General features: G+C 43.1%; 17 protein-coding genes and 1 riboswitch. Of the genes, 10 read left to right on the top strand and 7 right to left on the bottom strand.

Annotated features, from left to right (window positions below; all coding sequences use genetic code 11):
- The first annotated feature begins 956 nt into the window (after nt 1-956).
- Nucleotides 957-1,137, top strand: a riboswitch (cobalamin riboswitch).
- A 144-nt stretch (nt 1,138-1,281) separates the two neighbouring features.
- Entirely contained in the window at nt 1,282-3,519 is a 2,238-nt protein-coding gene (locus M1J35_RS10870) for a ribonucleoside-diphosphate reductase subunit alpha (RefSeq protein ID WP_254653616.1), read from the top strand.
- 15 nt (nt 3,520-3,534) lie between these two features.
- Nucleotides 3,535-4,572, top strand: a complete 1,038-nt coding sequence (locus tag M1J35_RS10875; protein ID WP_254653617.1) for a ribonucleotide-diphosphate reductase subunit beta — start codon at nt 3,535-3,537, stop codon at nt 4,570-4,572.
- A 42-nt stretch (nt 4,573-4,614) separates the two neighbouring features.
- Here M1J35_RS10875 and M1J35_RS10880 read toward each other — a convergent pair whose 3' ends face one another.
- Nucleotides 4,615-6,081: an aldehyde dehydrogenase family protein gene (locus M1J35_RS10880; protein WP_254653618.1), complete on the bottom strand. Its 1,467-nt coding sequence runs from the start codon at nt 6,079-6,081 to the stop codon at nt 4,615-4,617.
- A gap of 23 nt (nt 6,082-6,104) precedes the next feature.
- A complete protein-coding gene (locus M1J35_RS10885) occupies nt 6,105-6,842 on the bottom strand; it encodes an SDR family oxidoreductase (RefSeq protein ID WP_254653619.1) in 738 nt (245 codons plus the stop codon).
- A gap of 734 nt (nt 6,843-7,576) precedes the next feature.
- On the opposite strand from M1J35_RS10885, the gene M1J35_RS10890 reads away from it, so the two are divergent.
- Nucleotides 7,577-7,879: a DUF3243 domain-containing protein gene (locus tag M1J35_RS10890; protein ID WP_371928756.1), complete on the top strand. Its 303-nt coding sequence runs from the start codon at nt 7,577-7,579 to the stop codon at nt 7,877-7,879.
- Nucleotides 7,880-7,919: 40 nt separating this feature from the next.
- Here M1J35_RS10890 and M1J35_RS10895 read toward each other — a convergent pair whose 3' ends face one another.
- The 3 genes from M1J35_RS10895 to kynA form a co-directional block, all read right to left on the bottom strand.
- Nucleotides 7,920-8,363, bottom strand: a complete 444-nt coding sequence (locus tag M1J35_RS10895) for an SACOL1771 family peroxiredoxin (RefSeq protein WP_034763564.1) — start codon at nt 8,361-8,363, stop codon at nt 7,920-7,922.
- Nucleotides 8,364-8,468: 105 nt separating this feature from the next.
- Nucleotides 8,469-8,669, bottom strand: a complete 201-nt coding sequence (locus M1J35_RS10900; protein WP_034763568.1) for a cold-shock protein — start codon at nt 8,667-8,669, stop codon at nt 8,469-8,471.
- Between the two features lie 243 nt (nt 8,670-8,912).
- The gene (gene kynA / locus M1J35_RS10905; RefSeq protein WP_224520417.1) at nt 8,913-9,752 is read right to left on the bottom strand and encodes a tryptophan 2,3-dioxygenase; all 840 of its coding nucleotides are present in this window, start codon (nt 9,750-9,752) and stop codon (nt 8,913-8,915) included.
- A 257-nt stretch (nt 9,753-10,009) separates the two neighbouring features.
- On the opposite strand from kynA, the gene M1J35_RS10910 reads away from it, so the two are divergent.
- On the top strand, nt 10,010-10,822 hold the full coding sequence (locus M1J35_RS10910; protein ID WP_244886951.1) for a YihY/virulence factor BrkB family protein: 813 nt from the start codon (nt 10,010-10,012) through the stop codon (nt 10,820-10,822).
- Between the two features lie 37 nt (nt 10,823-10,859).
- Here M1J35_RS10910 and M1J35_RS10915 read toward each other — a convergent pair whose 3' ends face one another.
- A complete protein-coding gene (locus tag M1J35_RS10915; RefSeq protein ID WP_224520415.1) occupies nt 10,860-12,251 on the bottom strand; it encodes a peptide MFS transporter in 1,392 nt (463 codons plus the stop codon).
- Between the two features lie 166 nt (nt 12,252-12,417).
- Here M1J35_RS10915 and M1J35_RS10920 point away from each other — a divergent pair, with 166 nt between their 5' ends.
- The 4 genes from M1J35_RS10920 to M1J35_RS10935 all read left to right on the top strand — a co-directional run bounded on the left by M1J35_RS10920 (nt 12,418) and on the right by M1J35_RS10935 (nt 16,600).
- The gene (locus tag M1J35_RS10920) at nt 12,418-12,618 is read left to right on the top strand and encodes a hypothetical protein (protein WP_254653620.1); all 201 of its coding nucleotides are present in this window, start codon (nt 12,418-12,420) and stop codon (nt 12,616-12,618) included.
- Between the two features lie 57 nt (nt 12,619-12,675).
- Nucleotides 12,676-13,731 (top strand): M42 family metallopeptidase, encoded by a 1,056-nt coding sequence (locus tag M1J35_RS10925; RefSeq protein ID WP_224520414.1) that lies wholly within the window; start codon nt 12,676-12,678, stop codon nt 13,729-13,731.
- A gap of 186 nt (nt 13,732-13,917) precedes the next feature.
- Nucleotides 13,918-15,393, top strand: coding sequence for a UDP-N-acetylmuramoyl-L-alanyl-D-glutamate--2,6-diaminopimelate ligase (locus M1J35_RS10930; protein ID WP_254653621.1), 1,476 nt, complete (start codon nt 13,918-13,920; stop codon nt 15,391-15,393).
- Nucleotides 15,394-15,517: 124 nt separating this feature from the next.
- Nucleotides 15,518-16,600 carry a GGDEF domain-containing protein gene (locus M1J35_RS10935; protein WP_254653622.1) on the top strand — a complete coding sequence of 361 codons (1,083 nt, stop codon included), beginning with the start codon at nt 15,518-15,520 and terminating at the stop codon, nt 16,598-16,600.
- A 28-nt stretch (nt 16,601-16,628) separates the two neighbouring features.
- Here M1J35_RS10935 and M1J35_RS10940 read toward each other — a convergent pair whose 3' ends face one another.
- On the bottom strand, nt 16,629-17,846 hold the full coding sequence (locus tag M1J35_RS10940; RefSeq protein WP_034763586.1) for a NupC/NupG family nucleoside CNT transporter: 1,218 nt from the start codon (nt 17,844-17,846) through the stop codon (nt 16,629-16,631).
- 171 nt (nt 17,847-18,017) lie between these two features.
- On the opposite strand from M1J35_RS10940, the gene M1J35_RS10945 reads away from it, so the two are divergent.
- Nucleotides 18,018-18,251 carry a YueH family protein gene (locus tag M1J35_RS10945; protein ID WP_254653623.1) on the top strand — a complete coding sequence of 78 codons (234 nt, stop codon included), beginning with the start codon at nt 18,018-18,020 and terminating at the stop codon, nt 18,249-18,251.
- Nucleotides 18,252-18,370: 119 nt separating this feature from the next.
- On the top strand, nt 18,371-19,939 hold the full coding sequence (locus tag M1J35_RS10950; protein WP_079534265.1) for a peptide chain release factor 3: 1,569 nt from the start codon (nt 18,371-18,373) through the stop codon (nt 19,937-19,939).
- The last annotated feature ends 438 nt before the right edge of the window (nt 19,940-20,377 follow it).

The following is a 20,377-nucleotide window of genomic DNA, read 5'->3' on the forward strand; positions in this document are numbered from 1 at the left end:
AGTCTTTCTCCATTTAAACAACCTATCAAAAATATTGGGGACCAAAGAATACTGTCAAACAACCTTCTATTTGGATTATAGAGATGGTCTTCATATCCCTCAACCCACATATATGTAAACGTAGACGGACTACTGTCCGTTTGGAAGCACTATTCCATCATCTTCTTTCCTTTTCAGGGAAAATAATAATTATAAGCATAATCCAGACTAATTTTAGATAAGGTTTCGAAAATTTGAATTAGCGAGTAGTAGTTGATTTCCGCTGCAGGTGCTCGCTTTCCGCGGGGCGTGAGTTGAGCCTCCTCGGGCTTTTGCCCTGCGGGGTCTCAAGATCCAGCTACGGTGGCTAGCCCCTCGAGGTCATAAGCTAAATGGTCCAAGAAGTCACAAGGACGCCTTCTTAGCCCATTCATCTTATGCTTGTCGGGGCTGAGCAAGCCACCTCCGCTTTTCAAGCTTTCCCGCTATTCCCGTCGGAGTCGAGCACCTTCCGCTCCAATCAATACATTAAGATGGTCTTTTAACCTTTTGTAATAATTGTATACCCCTTCAAATCCATTCAAAAGCGAAAACCACTGATTAATAAGAGAAATATATGCTATTTATTGTACGTAGGGTTTCGAAAATCTTTGAGCTCAGTCTCCAATAGCTTAAATAGAGGGTGAGGGGAACTGCGTAGACTCCTACGGAAAAACGGGCGTGTCGAGACCCCGGAAGCGAACTGTGCTGAGGAGGCTCGACCGAACGTCCGTGGAAAGCGAAGCAGTTCCCCTCACCCTAAAGCTCATCCTCGTTGACAGAGCTACAGAACTTAGTAATTGAATAATTTACACCAATCTCTGCGGAGAGAGCAAAAATAAAAATGAAAAGATTACTTGTAAATCTATTTTGAATCATATATGATAGTTAAGGACACAACATTTGGTGTCTGTTTTTATTTTAATAACTATATATTGATTATAACCTGTAAATAAGGTGTCTGATGAGACTTAAAAGGGAATCCGGTGAGAATCCGGAGCTGTCCCCGCAACTGTATGTGCTGACGAAATAAGGAACTGCCACTGTCGTATCGATGGGAAGGCCTTAGAGTAGGGTGAAGCGCGAGTCAGGAGACCTGCCTTATTTAACACGTGTTATCTTCTTCGGGAATTGGGAGGATAAAGCGAGGATTACAATAGGCGTCAGGTCTATTTATATCTCCGTATTGTTTAAAGCCCGTCCTTCCTGAAGGATGGGCTTTTTTTGACTCCTTCCCACATTAAGAAACGGGAGGAATGAATCATGACATTCACAATGGTAAAACAAAAAGAAGTGGAAGGCATTCTCCACAGCCTTAGCAGACAGTTTCCCAACCTGGATTTCACAGATTTCGATAAGAAAATCACCATGTATGCAAATCAGCAGGAGGAATGGACCAGTGAACAGCTTCATCATTTCATGATCCTGACAGCGATCGAACGTATCACCGCACTCGAACCGGATTGGACCTATGTGGCTGCATCCTTGTACATCAAGGATTTATATGAGGGCATATCATTTTCAAGGGGGAAATCAGAAGAGAATCTATCCGGCTCATTTTATGAAATGGTCAAAGAATTAACTGAAGCTCACCTTTATTCCCCGTCACTACTGGATTCATATAGCAAGGAAGAAGTGGATTACTTAGGTTCCATTCTGGATTTCGACAGGGATCAACTATTTACTTACATAGGGATCGTTACGCTGGCTGAGAGGTATTTAACAAAGTCCCATAATGGAAAAGTGCTGGAGCTTCCTCAAGAGCGATTTATGGTCATCAGTATGACGTTATGCATGAATGAGGAAAAGGAAAAAAGAATGTCATTGATTGAAGAAGCGTATTGGGCACTATCCAATCTGTATATGACCGTGGCAACCCCTACTTTTGCAAATGCAGGAAAAAGCCATGGCCAGCTATCCAGCTGTTTCATTGATACGGTTGAGGATGACTTAAGGAGCATTTATGACAGTAATACTGACGTTTCCACTCTTAGCAAGAATGGAGGGGGCCTTGGAATTTATTTAGGGAAGGTCCGCAGCAGGGGAAGTGATATAAAGGGCTTTAAAGGAGTGAGCTCCGGGGTCATACCGTGGATGAAACAACTGAATAATACGGCGGTATCCGTCGATCAACTGGGTCAGCGCCAAGGGGCGATCGCCGTTTATTTGGATGTATGGCATAAAGATATCTTCCCATTTTTGGATACGCGGTTGAACAATGGGGACGAAAGGCAGAGGACCCATGATCTTTTCACGGGAGTCTCCTTACCGGATCTGTTTATGGAACAGGTGGAGAAGAGGGAAGAGTGGTATTTATTCGACCCTCATGAAGTGAAAGGAGTCATGGGCTTTTCCCTTGAAGACTTCTATGACGAAACATCCGGTGCTGGTACTTTTCGTGAGAAGTACTGGGAATGTGTCGCTCACCCCACCCTTTCTCGGGAAGTGGTGCCTGCCATTGAAATCTTCAAGCGCATCATGATTTCTCAGCTCGAAACGGGGACTCCGTATATGTTTTACCGTGATACCGTTAACCGTATGAATGCCAATCCACATAAAGGGATGATCTATTGCAGTAACCTGTGTACCGAAATCGCTCAGAATATGAGTGCGACTGTGATGGAAGAAGAGGTGATACAAGATGGGAAGATCGTCACATATAAGTCTCCGGGAGATTATGTCGTTTGCAATCTCGCGTCCATTTCTTTAGCCAAGACCATCCTGGATGATGAGCTTGAGAGAGTGGTGGCGATAGGCGTAAGACTGCTGGATAATGTGATTGACTTAAATGACCTTCCCGTCCTGCAGGCCCAGATCACCAATCAGCGGTACAGGGGGATCGGATTAGGGACATTCGGATGGCATCATCTCCTTGCCCTGAAGGGATTGAAGTGGGAAAGCAGTCAGGCGGTCGACTATTGTGATTCCCTTTATGAAGAGATTGCTTATTACACGATAAACGCAAGCCATGAACTGGCAAAAGAAAAAGGAAGCTATCCTTATTTCGAGGATTCGGACTGGGCGACGGGAGAATATTTTCTGAAGCGGGACTATTCAAGTGAAAGATGGATTGAATTGAAGGATGGGATTAAAGACAAAGGGATCCGCAATGGGTACTTAATGGCGGTAGCCCCCAATTCCTCAACCTCGATCATTGCGGGGTCCTCTGCGAGCATCGATCCGATATTCAGGCTCCAGTATTCAGAAGAAAAGAAAGATTACAAGATTCCAGTGACCGCTCCTGATCTGTCTCCGGAAACGACCTGGTATTACAAGACCGCTTATCAAGTGGATCAACATTGGAGTGTGGAACAGAACGAAAAGAGGCAGAGACATATCGATCAGGGGATTTCATTTAATCTGTATGTGCGTAATGACATCAAGGCTAAAGATTTACTGGATCTTCACCTGGACGCATGGAAGTCCGGATTGAAAACCACTTATTATGTAAGGTCTACGTCCGTATCCAATTTTGAAGAATGCGAAAGCTGTCATAGCTAGGGAGGAAGAGGGAAAATGGAAGAATTGAAACAGCGGGTACTGATTGACTCAATGGCCCCAAATAAATCGACGGGTATCGTAAACGGGAAAAGTTCCAATATATTAAACTGGGATGATGTGCGGTATCCCTGGGCCTACCCAAAATATAAAAGAATGCTAGGGAATTTCTGGACTCCATTTGAAATCAATATGGCAAAAGATATCAAGCAGTTCCCTACTTTGCCTGAGAACGAGCAGGAATCCTTTCTTAAGATCATAGGTCTCCTGGCGCTTCTTGACAGCGTTCAAACCGACTATGCGGGTAAAGTGGCAGATTATCTGACGGATTCGAGCCTAAACGCCCTGATGATCATCCTGGCACAGCAAGAAGTCGTACATAACCATTCCTACAGCTATGTGTTATCGAGCATTGTGTCGAAAAGAGAGCAAAATGAAGTGTTTGACTTTTGGAAGAACGATCCCATTCTGTTAAAAAGGAATGAATTTATCACAAATGGCTATAAAGGATTTGTGGAATCACCGACTGTTCAGAATCTATTAAAGTCAATCATTTATGATGTCATCCTGGAAGGATTATTCTTCTATTCAGGATTTGCTTTTTTCTATCATTTAGCAAGAAGCCAAAAGATGGTCGCAACGAGCACGATGATCAATTATATCAATCGTGACGAACAGCTCCATGTCGGATTGTTTGAAAAGATATTTAAAGAAGTTTTGAATGAAAATCCCTCTTATGAGACGGAAGAGCTGCGTACGTTCGGGATGGAAACATTTAAACAGGCAGCGCTCCTCGAAATGGAATGGGGGAGGGAGATCATTGGATCCCATGTGGAAGGGCTTCTGATGAGTGATGTAGAGGATTATATTAAATTCATGGCCAATAAAAGATCGAAGCAATTAGGTTTTGACGAACCATTCGAGGGGTACAGAACGAATCCGCTCAAATGGATCATAGCGTATCAGGAAGTGGATAGGGGAAAGACCGATTTCTTTGAACAAAAATCGAGGCAATATACGAAAACATCGGATGCCAATGGATTTGATGAGCTATAAAGGAATCATAATAAAAAGCGAGTCGGCATGACTCGCTTTTTGTTATCTCTTTTCAATAAAAGGACCATAATCCCTTCTTTTATGTTGAACGGCCACCCATTTCACCGTCGTGAATTCTTCGAGTGCCCATTCCCCGTTGAAGCGTCCGAGTCCTGAATCTTTCTCACCGCCGAATGGCATATGGGGCTCGTCATTCACCGGTTCGTCATTGATATGAATCATCCCGGTTTCCACTTGATGAGCCACATTCGTCGCTCTCTCAATGGATGAAGAATGGACTGCTCCGCTTAAGCCATAAGGATGTTCGTTAGCTAGCCCTACAACTTCTTCTTCGGAATCGAATGGTATGATGGCTGCCACTGGTCCGAAAATTTCATTCTTTGCAATCGGCATTGAATTTGTCACATGGGTCAGAACGGTCGGATATAATAAGTTCTTTTCTGCATTTCCTCCTAGGGCCACTTCAGCCCCCATTTCCTTGCTGCTTTCAATATCTTTCAATATCCGGTCTACTTGATTTTGATCGATCAATGGACCGATTTGTGTCTTTTTGTCCGAGGGATCTCCAACATGTAATTCTTTTACCCTGGAAACGAAGGCATCCACAAATTTTTCATACATCCCTTTTTGAACCATGATCCGGTTGATGCTCATGCAAATTTGACCCTGGTGATAGAATTTACCGAAAAGGGCTGATTCAACAGCCTGATCGAGGTCTGCATCATCAAGTACGATAAAGACATTATTGCCACCGAGCTCTAAAGCCGTTTTCTTAAGATTTTTCCCTGCAAGTTCCCCGATGCGGCGTCCCACTTCCGTAGATCCTGTAAAGGAAATCAAGCGGGGGATGGGGTGGGTCACGATATCATCCCCGATTTCTGACCCTTTTCCTACTACAACATTAAGAAGTCCTTTGGGAAGTCCGGCTTCTTCAAATATACTTGCAAATAATAACCCGCCAGTCACAGGGGTATGTGTAGCTGGCTTAACGACAACCCCGTTTCCGGTAGCCAAAGCAGTCGCAATGGAGCGGACAGCCAGATGGAAGGGGAAATTCCATGGGCTGATGATGCCGACGACTCCAAGTGGTGCCCTGTATACCCTGTTTTCCTTACCGGGAATTTGGGAAGGCAGGATTTTCCCTTCCATCCTATAGGGATACGTTGCAGCTTCCTTCATGCTATTAATGGAGACGGTCACTTCCCCTGCAGCTTTCATATACGTACTGCCTGACTCCTTGATGAGCCATTCAATGATTAAATCCTTATTTTCTTCAACAACAGAGACCGCCTTTTCCATAATGGCTCTCTTGGTTTGAGGAAGCTCATTTGCCCAGGATTTTTGGGCTTCCTGTGCTGATTGATACGCTTTATCGAGATCTTCTTTACTGGCAGCTTTAATGGATCCGATTTCAGAATGATCAAAAGGATTCTGATTCGGTATTGTCTTTTCACTGCTTCCATCAAGCCATTCACCATTGATGAAAAGTTTATCAAATTGTGTATTCATAAAATCCATTTCCTCCTTGTTGTTTACATATCCTGCTGGGTAGGGCGTACAATGATTTCATTGACATCTACATGATCAGGCTGCTCCACGGCATAAGAAATCGCTTTGGCGATATTTTCACTGTCCAGTGGCTTCATATCCCGATCCTTGAAAGCGGCTAAAATATCTTCGTCTGTAATGGTCTCAGTCAGTTCTGTCGCAACTGCCCCGGGACAAATAATCGTTGTACGAATGTTATGTGATGCATTCATTTCCTGTCTCAAGCCTTCTGTAATCGCCCTAACAGCATATTTGGTTCCACTGTAGACAGAACTGCCAGGCATCACTTTATGTCCGGCTACGGATGAAATGTTAATGATATGTCCTGACTTCTGATCTTCCATATAAGGAAGAACCGCGGATATCCCATAGAGTACCCCTTTAATATTGACGTCAACCATCTGATCCCATTCTTTGATTTTTCGTTTATTTATCAGTGAGAGGGGCATGAGGCCTGCATTATTGACCAATACATCAATCCGTCCGGCTTCTTCTACCGTTTTCTTTGCAAGTTGTTCCATTTCTTCGACGTTCGTCACGTCTGTGACTTGATAAAAGGCCGTTCCGCCCATTTGCTCTATTTCATCCTTCAATTCCTTCAATCGTTCTTCCCGTCTCGCTGCAAGCATCACCGTGATATTCTTTGACGCCAATTCCTTTGCTGTTGCCTGACCGATCCCACTGCTCGCTCCCGTAATGATCGCTACCTTCTTTGAACTCATACTCCTTCGTCCTCCTTAAAAGTCATTAACCTTATTTACCTCTTTATTGTTTACACGATTCATGGAGGATTCAAACAATGTAGAGAGAGTTGAGAAATTTTTTGCTACCTTTTTCCAGAGAGACTTGTTTTTGAGATAGTGTCTACGTATGCTCTGTCAACCAATATGTGTGCTGGATGGTGAGGGGAACTGCTCCGCTTTCCGCGGACGAACGGCCGAGCCTCCTCAGCTTCGCTTCCGGGGTCTCGGCACGCCCGTTTTCCGCAGGAGTCTGCGCAGTTCCCTTCACCATCTGTACAAGATTAGCGTGACAGAGCTCATTAGAAACAATAAGCAAGCGACAGAACAAGCTCTCTAACATTTGAAGCTAATATTCCTTTGCGACAACTTTATGAATGCTGGCTAGCATAATGTATAGATATATATATTTGTCTTTTTTAAAAGCTCATACATATAGAGTTGATTGTAGCGGAAGGTGCTCGACTCCTGCGGGAAACGCTGGACAGGTGAGACCCCGCAGGCGTAGCCGAGGAGGCTCACCGCCAGCCCCGCGGAAAGCGAGCACCTGGAGCGGAAATCAACCAGCACTTTCCCCTCGAAACAACATGGTTTTCGAAAAAGCCTATTCGAAATAACGAATAGAAATGTTTAACTATTCCAGCCCTGGGAATATACAAAGTAGATTAGTGAGAGGAGAGGTTGGTTGCATGGCAAATCATTCCACAGAAGAAAAGATGGAGTCGAAGGTAAGCAGTACGATGGATCGAATGTCCAATGATAAAAAAGAGGACATTCTTTCAAACTTTGATCATTTCAAAGAATACTTAGGAAACAAGGTTTCCTTAGCAGATAAGCTGGGGATGAATGAAGAGCAGCAGGCAAAGGCAGCACAGAAGGTAGGGGACTATCTTGCAGCTCATGAAGAACCGAAAAACAGGGAAGAGAAGCTGTTATATGAATTATGGAAAGCAGGAAATAAAGAAGAACAGCATATGCTTTCTCACATGCTCGTAAAACTTGTTCACGCAGAATCGTGAGCAAACAAAGAAGGGCATCCGTCCGGAAGCCCTTTTTTTGCTACATATGTATTTCTGGATCTACCTTCACCGATACATTCCCCTTGAGGGCACGGGTGATCATACATGACTGTTCAGCTTTCAGCATCAATTTCTTTGAAAGTGCGATGTCTTTTTCACTGGCAGCAGAACCGAGTGATAGGATCGGCCGATGAATGATTTCTTTATACGTGATGACCCCTTTTTCCACTTCTACAATCCCTTCAGATGTCATGGTTAAGTCTTTTTTCTCTATATGGCTTCTTTCCAGCATAGCAGCAAGCGTGATGATATAACATGTAGCTGCAGCTCCAAGGAGCATTTCATCAGGGTTTGTCCCGATTCCTGGACCGTCCATTTCAGGTGGGATCGAAATTTTCGTATGAAAATGTTCAGAGCTCAAGGTGCCTGTATCATTCCTGAGACCCGGCCATTCAGTAGAGATATGAAACGAGTGTTTTGCCATACATAGAATCCTCCCAGAAAACAAGTTAAGAATATTGTATACACATTGTGAATGGATGGCAAAGAAAAAAGACTCTACTGAGTAGAGTCTTTCGGTAAGCATAAATTATGCTTTAGTTACGTTAGCTGCTTGGTCTCCACGGTTTCCTTGAACGATTTCAAAAGAAACTTTTTGACCTTCTTCTAAAGTTTTGAATCCTTCGCCTTGAATAGCTGAGAAGTGTACGAACACGTCGTCTCCACCTTCGCGCTCGATGAATCCGAAACCTTTTTCTGCGTTAAACCATTTTACTGTACCTTCTAACATAATGTTACCTCCTCGTGTGTTCTCCACACAATGTATTACTATTCTTGCTCATGTAACTTCAAGGCGAAAAGCTTTAAAAACTTTGTCCATCCTTCCATTCCGAACAAAAATAATTCTATTACATATTATCAGGTAAATTTATTTATGGCAACCCTGAGGATTACCATAAATAAAAATAGGCTAAAAGAATGTGAATAGTACATGTATTCTGAAAACGTTTAAAAAGTATGTGTTAAAGCTGAATCAAAGGTTCGTGCGCACGTTCCAAAGCTCAGGGAAAAAGCGGTGGTCAAGCACTTTTTTTAAATACCCGACACCGCTGGAGCCACCGGTACCCATTTTATGACCGATGATTCTTTCGACTGTTTTCATATGGCGGAACCGCCATTGCTGAAGCCAATCCTCAATGTCGATTAATTTTTCAGCCAACTCATAAAGGTCCCAATATTGATCAGGATTTTTATAGACGGTTGTCCAGGCTTCAAGTACCGACTGGTCTTCGCTGTAGGGTTTTGTATAATCACGATTCTTTACATCTTCATGAATTGGCAACCCTGCACCCGCCAAAGCAAGGATGGAAACATCATAAAGGGAAGGGGCCTCATAGGCTTCGGTAAGCTGGGCCAATAACTCGGGATCTTTTTTGTAAATTTTTAGAACATGGCTGGTTTTATATCCCAGGGCGAATTCAATCATCCTGTATTGATAGGATTGAAACCCGGAGGCTTGACCAAGGCTGTCCCTGAATTGGATATACTCTGATGGGGTGAGGGTCGATAACACGTCCCATGCATGGATGATCTGGGATTGTATCTTTGAAACCCTGGCAAGCATTTTAAATGCAGGGGACAGTTCGCCTTTTTGAATGGAGGCGATGCTTGCCCTGGTTTCATGCAGGATCAGTTTCATCCATAGTTCACTTACTTGATGAATGATGATGAACAACATTTCATCGTGGTGACCGGATAAACGCTTTTGACTATCCAATAATGTATCCAGTCCCAAATATTCACCATACGTCATTCTGTTAATAAAATCCGTATATACTTCTTCATTCCCCATGGAATCGTTCTTGTTAACCATAAAGATTCTCCCTTTCTTCTATGTAGATTCAGAGATGCAACTGATTGATCCCCTTTAATATATATTTCTTGAAGGGAACACGTAAATCCTCCTTCGGTTTTAAGGCCGGTATTTTATTAAGAACCTCCATTTAATATGAAATGGTCATTGAGGATGCGCCATGTGGTCCATGAATTCAGTAAAACGGTTCAAAGTGGATTGAATCGTATCTTAAAGGGGAAAATGATAGTATCTTTTCCTGCGTAGGAGTTAAAACCATGATGATCATACAACATATTAAGACGGTGACTGCTCGATTTTTCAAGGAACGCTTCTTCGATCATTCAGCGCAGTTGGCCTATTACTTATTGTTATCCATTTTTCCATTTTTGATTTTCGTGTTTTCATTAATCAGTTATCTGCCCATATCGGAGACCAATGTGCTGCTCTTGATCAAACCATTTGCCCCTGATAAATCATACGCCATCATCCAGGATAATATTGAACGCATTCTATATGACCAGAGAGGGGACGTCTTATCGGTTTCCATTTTCTTCACCTTCTGGCTTTCTTCGATGGCGGTCCAATCGATGGTCCGTTCGTTGAATCAGGCATATAGGATTGAAAGGAAGAAACCTTTTTTCATCGCATTGTTGTATGATCTTCTATTGACTGTCGGCTTCATGATCCTCATTTCGTTTTCCCTCATCGTACCGGTTGTCGAGGAGTATGTCCGGCATGCACGATTCACAGAAGGGAAAATTAACGGAGATTGGAGTCAGGCATGGGTGATCGGCAAATGGGGATTGAGCTCTGTCTTTATGTTCATCCTCTTTGTCTTTCTGTATATGGTCGTTCCAAGTAAAAGGATATCGCTTCTCCATGTCATCCCTGGCGCATTGGTTGCGACATTCGGGTGGCAGGGAGTGTCGTGGCTGTATGGAACGTATGTGAAGTTGAATGATTATTCCCAATTTTACGGTCAGCTGGGGAGTGTCATTACGCTGGTGGTTTGGTTTTATATATCCTCAACAATCCTTCTGATCGGGGGCTTGTTGAACGGTAGTGTAGCGGAGAAAACATTGAAATAGAAATCGCCCGGCTATCGTGCCGGGCGATTTCTTGTTTTTATATATGATTTTCTTCCCTCATCATGATCACGAGTTTCTTGGATATGGTCAGCAATACAAATCCCAAGATGATGGCGGCAGCGCCAATGACGGCGAATATTTCTAAATAACCCAGTGTTGCAGTGAGGGAAGCAAGTTGACCTGCAAGTAAGCTTGCCACCCCTATGGCAGCCATCCAAACCCCCATCAGGAGGGAGGCGATCTTTACAGGGGCGACTTTACTGACGAGAGATAAACCGACAGGGGAGAGAAATAATTCCCCCAACGTATGAAGCAAATACGTAAAGACGATGAACAGGAGATTGGCTTTTACTGTGATGTTTTGTTCATCTGAACCGGTTTGCATGACCGCAGGTATGAGGACCATGAATCCCAGACCGAGTAGGATCATTCCGATTCCCATCTTTGTGGTCATATTTAAATCGCCTCTTTTTGAGCGGGAAAGTCGTAACCAGACACTTGAAAGGATCGGTGCCAGGATGACGATGAATAATGGATTGACGGACTGGAACCAAGCAACGGGAATGGTATAACCAAACACGTCACGATCAATGAAATTTTTTGTGTAAAGAGTGAAAGAGCTCCCTGCCTGTTCAAATCCTGCCCAGAAAAATACGACAAAGCATGCAAGGATGAGAATGGCAGTGGTACGCTGCTTTTCCTTTTTGGTCAAAGGTACATTCCTGTCTTCATTGGCTTCTTCCGCCAACAGTTTATTTGGTTTCAACCCTACTTCCCCCAGGTATTTATTGTTTAACGTACTAAAGATGATCTGCCCGGTGATCATTCCGATGGAAGAGGCAAGGAATGCCCATTTGAATCCATAATGCATCGTTCCGTCCGTCATGGTCGTAAGGAACAGGTCCTCTGCAAGAAAACCTGCAATGAGGGGAGCGAATAATGCTCCCAGGTTGATTCCCATATAAAAAATGGTAAAGGCGGCATCTTTTCGTTTATCGTTCCGTGGGTATAGCTCCCCTACGAGTGTGGAAATATTCGGTTTGAAAAAACCGTTCCCAAGAACGAGGAGGGCAAGTCCTGCATATAAGCCGATTTGGGAGTGGGTCAGGAAAATAGTGAAATCCCCACATGCCATGGTGATTCCACCAATGGTGATCGCTTTCCGCAGCCCGATATATCGATCCGTCAGCCATCCTCCTAATATAGGGGTAAAGTATACACTGCCGGTATAAATACCATAAATGGACAATGCTTTTGCGGGATCGACCCCCAAGCCACCGCTTACAAAGGCTGTCGTCAAGTACAGAACGAGGAGCGCCCTCATTCCATAGTAACTATACCGTTCCCATAGTTCTGTAAAGAATAACAGATAAAGACCTTTGGGATGTTTTTTACCTTGAGGTAAACGTTCTAATGTAGATGAGTTCACGTTATCACTCCTGTATTTTTAACATGTGATTAGGCCAGGCAGAAAAGGGAGATGAGTAAACTTTTTTCCAAATCCTTTCATAGTATCCCCGTTCTTTTCATAGGCATGTACAAAAAGGGCGGTGGAAAAATTGTTCACTGGGTGTTTGTATTGCGGTCATTCTAGTTTGACAGAAAACGAATTATACATGAAAGAAGAGTATGGAGAAGCAAAATGGAACGTTACGGGACAGAGAGTGGGAGGGGATATGGTCATGTATAGCTGTGATCAATGTGGTTTCCTTCACCCATTCATTAAGAAGAAACGAAAGAAGTTCGAAAGGGAAGGTATGAAAAAATCCAGGGGAATTCGATGGAATATTCGGTAAACAGCATTTGTAGTCGTGTTGCAGTTAACGGTATAATATGGGAAGGGAGGGAGACAAATGAATACATATCCAGATACGAAGAAAACCATTCAATTGATAAAGGAACTTGTGGAAATCCCAAGTCCTTCAGGAAACACGGATACAATCATGAATTTTGTTGAGGAATATTTCACCGACTTACAGGTGGAAATGAAAAGGAATCGAAAAGGTGCCCTCATCATCACCCTGCCTGGTGAAGATACATCGAGGCATCGCATGCTCACGGCACATGTCGATGCATTAGGTGCCATGGTCAAGGAAATAAAAAGTGATGGACGTCTACGGTTATCCATGATTGGTGGATTCAGATGGAATGCGGTGGAAGGGGAGTACTGCAGGATAGAAACATCTACAGGCAAATCCTACAGTGGAACGATCCTCATGCATCAAACCTCTGTCCATGTCTACAAAAATGCAGGCGAAGCAAAACGGGACGAAACGAATATAGAAGTTCGGATCGACGAAAAAGTACGGAATGCTAAAGATGTAAGAGAGTTGGGAATAGAGGTTGGGGATTTCGTTTCATTCGATCCCCGTGCTGAAATCACGGAAAGCGGGTTCATAAAATCCCGTCACCTGGATGATAAAGCAAGTGTAGGGATGCTTATGCAGTTAATACGCCATATTCAATCCGAAGGAATCACGCTTCCTTATACGACCCATTTTCTGATTTCAAATAATGAAGAAATCGGTTATGGCGGAAATTCGAATATTCCTGACGAAACGATTGAATATCTGGCAGTCGATATGGGTGCAATCGGTGACGGTCAATCCACGGATGAGTTTACCGTATCGATTTGTGCGAAGGATTCAAGCGGACCTTATCACTATGGTCTGCGCAAGCATTTAGTCTCATTGGCTGAAGAGAATGGGATTGAATATAAAGTGGATATTTATCCTTACTATGGATCAGATGCCTCCGCTGCCATACGGGCAGGGTTTGATATTGTCCATGGATTGATAGGGGCAGGGATTGATGCGTCTCATGCATACGAACGCACACATGAATCCTCCATTCTTCACACGGAAAATTTGCTTTGGCATTATGTTCGATCCAGGATGGTCATTGAATGAACAAGCAGCCTTCCATCATCTTCTTATAGGTGATGGAAGGCTTTTTTTGTTTGGGGTAAATGTAAACCGGGTATGGTGACATTTGTGTGATGAAAATTTGTTTTGATTTTAGGAGGTATTTCTCTTATCAAAGCTTAGATGTTAAGATAAAATAAAAACACTATTAACTTAAAACGAGGTAAAAGAATGATTACATATAATCTGTTAGAAAGCATTAAATTAAAAACGGTATACGGTGAACTTCCTTATGAGATAACGGACATTCACGTCGATTCCAGGAAAGTGACAGAAGGCACCATGTTTGTATGTACGAGAGGTTATACAGTGGATGGGCATGATTTCGCTGCAATGGCCGTTGAAAAAGGTGCGACCTTAATCGTGGCTGAAAAGCAGCTTGATATTGATTTAAGTAAGGCGGCATTAGTCGTAGTAAAGGATACTTTCAAAGCTTTGGCTCAATTATCGAATAAATACTATGATTATCCTTCTCAGAAACTTACCGTTTTCGGTGTGACGGGCACAAATGGAAAGACCACGGTCAGTAACCTGATCCATTCCATCCTAAAACGAGCTGGTCAGAGTTCTGCATTATCCGGAACGATCGGGTTTAATCTGAATGGGGAATTGCTTCCCAGTGAAAATACGACATGCGATAATTTAACGAATCAACAGATGATGCAAAGTGCACTGGACCGTAAGATTGAAAACTTCACCCTGGAGGTATCCTCTCACGGACTGGCACTCGGTAGATTATGGGGAATCGACTTTGATGTGGTCGCATTTACAAACCTAAGTCATGATCACTTGGATTATCATGGGACGATGGAGCATTACGGATATGCGAAAGGTCTCTTATTCTCCCAGTTGGGGCAGGACCTTCAAGATCCAAAGTATGTCATCCTGAATGCGGATGATGAATGGTACCACCGATACAGCTACATGACTCCACATGAAGTCATCAGTTACGGGCTTGACGCTCATGCAGACTTCAAGGCGGTGGATATTGAATATTTCAATGATATGACGAGGTTCACGTTGAATTCACCCCAAGGAAGCTTTGATGTCGAGATGAAGCTCTTAGGGAAATTCAATGTCTATAATGTACTGACTGCCATGGCATGTCTGTACGCAAGGGGCATGGAAATCACAAGACTTGTGGAAATCATCCGTGACCTGCCTCCGGTGAATGGGCGAATGGAAAAGGTGGACATCAAGGCACCGCTTTCTGTGTACATCGATTACGCCCATACACCTGATGCGATTGAAAATGCCATTCAGTCCGTCCTTCCTTTCAAGGAGAATAAAATTATCTTCCTGGTAGGTACAGGAGGAAATCGTGATAAGACAAAACGTCCGACAATGGCAGAAAAAGCATCACTCGCAGACTACGTCATCCTGACCACCGATGATCCAAGGTATGAAGAATACGACAGTATCTTGAACGATCTGGAAAAAGGCATGCAGCATGAACATTATGCCCTCATAGGGGATCGTGCTGAAGCCGTTAAACATGCCATCGAGGTAAGTGAACCGGGAGATATCATCATCTTCGCAGGGAAAGGGCATGAGGATTATCAAATCATCGAGAATACAAAATATCCCCACAGCGATAAAGAGATTGCTGCGGAAGAAAGCAAGCTCAAATACGGGATATCTGAATAATCCCGACTATGGAACAGACCAATGCAACAATTTTTGGTCTGTTTTTTTTGTGGATGAGGATAGACGGAATTCACAATCTTTGGTAAATTTATAATACATATTAAAAGATGAGAGAATGAAGCATATGAAGTTTTCCTTATATTTAAATGACTATGAAACAGAAAAATTGTTTTCCACTTTAAGATGGCTGTTTGTCCTGATTGCCACGCTCATCTTTTACATACCTCCATTTTCAGAAAATATTACAACGAACAAAACGGTCTTCCCTTATTTATTGGTATCAGGAATCATTTATATGCTGGTGACTCAAATTGCATTGATACGGGCGAGGGAGGACAAGCGCAGTCTTCAATTCATACTGAAGGCAGGTATCGTCTTTGATTTTCTGGCACTGATTTGGCTGATGGTCTTATCACAGGGAATACACAGTCCCCTTTATCCGATATCCATTTTATTCGTGATGCACGCGACGATTTACTGGAGGACGAAGGGGGCACTCATCTCCCTGTCTGTATTCAGTGTAGCGTATGCCGTGATGGGCTTTATGACGGTCAACATCCTTCAATTCCACCATTATTTCACTTTGACGTCCAACTTGTTCTTTCTATGGATCATCGGTTTATTCGGGGCATTGATCATGTTAAGAGAGCGGTCTCATTATGTCCAAAAAGAAGCCTACCATAACCTTGCCCATAAGGACTATTTATCAGGTTTGTTTAATCATCGTTCGTTTCAGGAAAGATTCAGAAGTAAGTTGGAAGAGAAGGAATCCTTTATCCTATTGCTGGGAGATATAGATGATTTCAAAAAAGTGAATGATGAGTACGGTCATTTGATGGGGGATGATGTCATCCGGAAGTCAGGGGAAATCTTTCGTTTTCATGCCAAAGCATACAATGGGAGAGCCTTCAGGTATGGCGGAGAGGAGTTTATCTTTATCTTACCCGAGATGGAGGAGCGTAACATCAAACGGTTTCTTCAGGAATTATATGGACAGTTAAAAGATTTGGAGCCAATAGCCATCTCTATGAGCTTCGGTCAGTCTCAATCAACCGAAACCCTGGAACCTGAAAGACTGATCTCACTTGCGGACGAACGATTGTATCAGGCAAAAAATGCGGGCAAAAAAAGAACCTGCCTGGCAAATGGTGCAATGTTCATGCCGTGTCACCCTAAACCCCATAAAGAAAAAGAAGCCATCCGCTAGTGGATGGCTTCTTTGATGAGACGGTGAATTAAATGAACATCCCGGCAATGGCAGCACTTAATAATGAAGCAAGTGCACCTGCAGCGACTGCTCTTAATCCTAAGCGGGCAATATCTCCTCTGCGGTTTGGTGCAAGGTTACCTAGTCCGCCAAGTAAAATCCCAAGTGAGGAAAGGTTGGCGAAACCGCATAATGCGAAGGAAATAATCGCGACTGTTTTATCGGACAGGTTCCCGATTTCCGGAGCGAAAGCTGAATACGCAACAAATTCATTGATGACAAGTTTCTGCCCAATGAAGTTTCCTGCTGTAACCGCTTCATGCCATGGTACTCCGATTGCGAAGGCAAGTGGTGCAAATACGTAACCAAGAATAAGCTGAAGTGAAAGGCTGTCAAATCCAAACCATCCACCCACTAATCCAAGTAATCCATTGATCAAGGCGACAAGAGCGATGAAGGCAAGTAGCATAGCTCCGATGTTTAAAGCCAGTTGCAGACCTACGCTTGCACCGTTGGCGGCAGCATCGATCACATTCGCTGATTCCGAATCCGCTTCCATTTCTAACGCTTCAGGTTCTGGAGATTCGTCTGTTTCAGGGACGAATAACTTGGCCATGACAAGTCCTGCAGGCGCAGCCATGAAGCTTGCAGCAAGTAAGTATTCCAGTGGAACTCCTAAAAGAGAGTAACCAACCAGGACAGATCCGGCTACGGATGCCAATCCTCCTGTCATGACGGCGAAAAGTTCAGATTCAGTCATTTTCGCTAAGAAAGGCCTTACGACTAATGGTGCTTCTGTTTGTCCGACAAAAATATTCGCTGCGGCAGACAATGATTCCGCTTTCCTTGTTCCCAACAGTTTAGACAAACCGCCGCCTAAAATCTTAATGAAAAATTGCATGATTTTAAGATAATAAAGAACTGAAATTAAAGCTGAGAAGAAAATAACAACAGGAAGGACATTGAATGCAAAGATGAACGCAATGTTTGATTCCTCAGTGTAAAGTCCTCCAAATAGGAACGTGATCCCCTCGTTGGAATAATTGATGATGGCATTCACCACTTCGGTCAATCCTTTAAGGGCGTCCTGTCCCCAAGACGTCTTTAACACGATAAAAGCGAAAAATAACTGTATGGCAAGTCCTCCAAGGACTGTTCTGACATTAACCCGCTTTTTGTTCTTAGAAAATGCAAATGCAATTCCCATAACGACAATAATACCCATGATACCCCATAAATATTGCAATTCTTTCACCTCTTCGATAAGTATGATTGAAACTTGATGCTTTCGGGTTTTTATTTTACAATTCTTTCAGACGTCTGACAACCTACAATTGCAAGATTTGTCGAAAGTTGTACGGACAACATCGTCAATAGTATGCGCAAATACAGCGTTTTCATGAAAGGGGATACAATAATGAAGATCAGAAAAAATTTTTTGGAAGGATTGGAACAAAAAGTATATATATATGAAAACAAGAAAGAAGAGTTCTTTTTGATTGCGGTACCTAGCATCGAATGGTCGTATTCTTTCTTTTATCAGGATGAAGAGATCCAATCCAAATTACTCCATTCATTAATGGAAAGGATTCCAAAGGAAACAGCTGAGACATTAAGTTCTCGAATTGTCCAATGGACCACTGAGATGTAACAAACGACTTAACATTCTTGAAAGCGGTAAACCATGGCTTCTTATTCCATTCTTTGTTGCATTGTTACTTTAGAACGAATATGATGAGAAAGTGAGAATGACGAGAAAGGATTTTATGAATGAAAATAGACTTTATACAGGAAGTACAGTCAAGACGGACTTTCGCCATCATTTCCCACCCGGATGCTGGGAAAACAACCTTAACAGAACAACTTCTATTATTCGGAGGAGCGATTCGCGCCGCTGGAACAGTTAAAGGAAAGAAATCAGGTAAGTTTGCAACCTCTGACTGGATGGAAATCGAGAAGCAGAGGGGGATTTCAGTCACTTCTTCTGTCATGGCCTTCGATTATGATGATTATCGTGTGAATATCCTGGATACACCAGGTCACCAGGACTTTTCCGAAGACACCTATAGAACATTGATGGCGGTTGACAGCGCTGTGATGATCATCGATTCAGCGAAAGGGATTGAAGCACAAACCTTGAAACTATTCAAAGTTTGTCGAATGAGAGGCATTCCGATCTTCACCTTCATCAATAAGCTTGATCGCCAAGGTCGGGAACCACTTGAGTTATTGGAAGAGCTTGAAGAAGTACTGGGAATTCAATCGTATCCAATGAACTGGCCGATAGGAATGGGGAAAGAATTCTTAGGAATCTATGATCGCTTCCATAATCGCATCGAGCAATTTCGAGTAGAAGAAGATGATCGCTTTATTCCATTAAATGATGAAGGTGAAATAGAGGGAGAACATCCTCTTAAAGAAAGCAATCTCTATAATCAAACTCTTGAAGATGTTTTGTTGCTGAATGAAGCTGGAAACCAGTTTTCCCGTGAACGCATAGCGAATGGAGAATTATCTCCAGTCTTTTTCGGAAGTGCATTAACCAATTTCGGTGTTCAAACATTTCTGGAAACATACTTACAGTTTGCTCCATCCCCGCAGCCAAGGAATTCCGATGCTGGAGAGATTGAGCCGACAGCAGAGGATTTCTCCGGGTTTGTATTCAAGATTCAAGCCAATATGAACCCTGCTCACCGGGACCGGATTGCCTTTGTCCGTATTTGCTCAGGTCAATTCGAGAGGGGGATGACGGTCAATCTATCCCGTACAGGAAAGTCGATTAAATTGGCGCAATCCACCCAGTTTCTTGCAGATGATCGGAGTACGGTGAATGAAGCGGTCAGTGGGGATATCATCGGGGTATATGACACGGGTACGTATCAAATCGGTGATACACTCGTCCAGGGAAAGCAGGGTTTTCAGTATGAAAAGCTGCCTCAATTTACCCCTGAACTCTTTGTCCGTGTCACAGCTAAAAACGTGATGAAGCAGAAGCATTTCCAAAAAGGGATCCTTCAGCTCGTACAAGAAGGAGCCATCCAGTATTATAAAACACGCACGGAAGATATCATTCTTGGAGCGGTTGGTCAACTTCAATTTGAAGTATTTGAGCACAGGATGAAGAATGAATACAACGTTGATGTGAAAATGGAACCGATCGGGTCTAAAATTGCCCGGTGGATTGAAAACGAAGAAGATGTCAAGGAGACTATGTCAAGCTCCAGAAGCATGCTGGTCAAGGATCGACATGATAATCTTGTTTTCCTTTTCGAAAACGATTTTGCCATGAGATGGTTCAATGATAAAAATCCTGATATCCGATTATATAGCCTAATGTAATGACACTTAGCACTTCTCCTGACACTGGAGAAGTGCTTTTTCCATTTAATAAAGTTTTATGTTTTGGTTGTGGTGCGTTCGAATGAGCGCCTGCTGGTTGATTTCCACTACAGGTGCTCGCTTTCCGCGGGGCGTGAGTTGAGCCTCCTCGGGCTATGCCCTGCGGGGTCTCAACTTTCTCGCGTTTCCCGCAGGAGTCGAGCACCTTCCGCTCCAATCAACTGACCGAGTTGAATTTTATACTAGTAAAAATATAGTCGACTTAATGTTTTTAATACCTTAATACCATCAGTTTAAAGTATTAAGAAGCAATGCATGTGAATTGTTTTAGTGCTTTTTTCTTAACTTGATTTCATTCTATTTCATATAGCTCTGTCAGATAAGGCTTAGTTAAAGGGTGAGGTGAACTGCGGAGACTCCTACGGAAAAACGGGCGAG

The organism is Rossellomorea sp. KS-H15a (assembly GCF_024195245.1).
Taxonomy (GTDB): Bacteria; Bacillota; Bacilli; order Bacillales; family Bacillaceae_B; genus Rossellomorea; species Rossellomorea vietnamensis.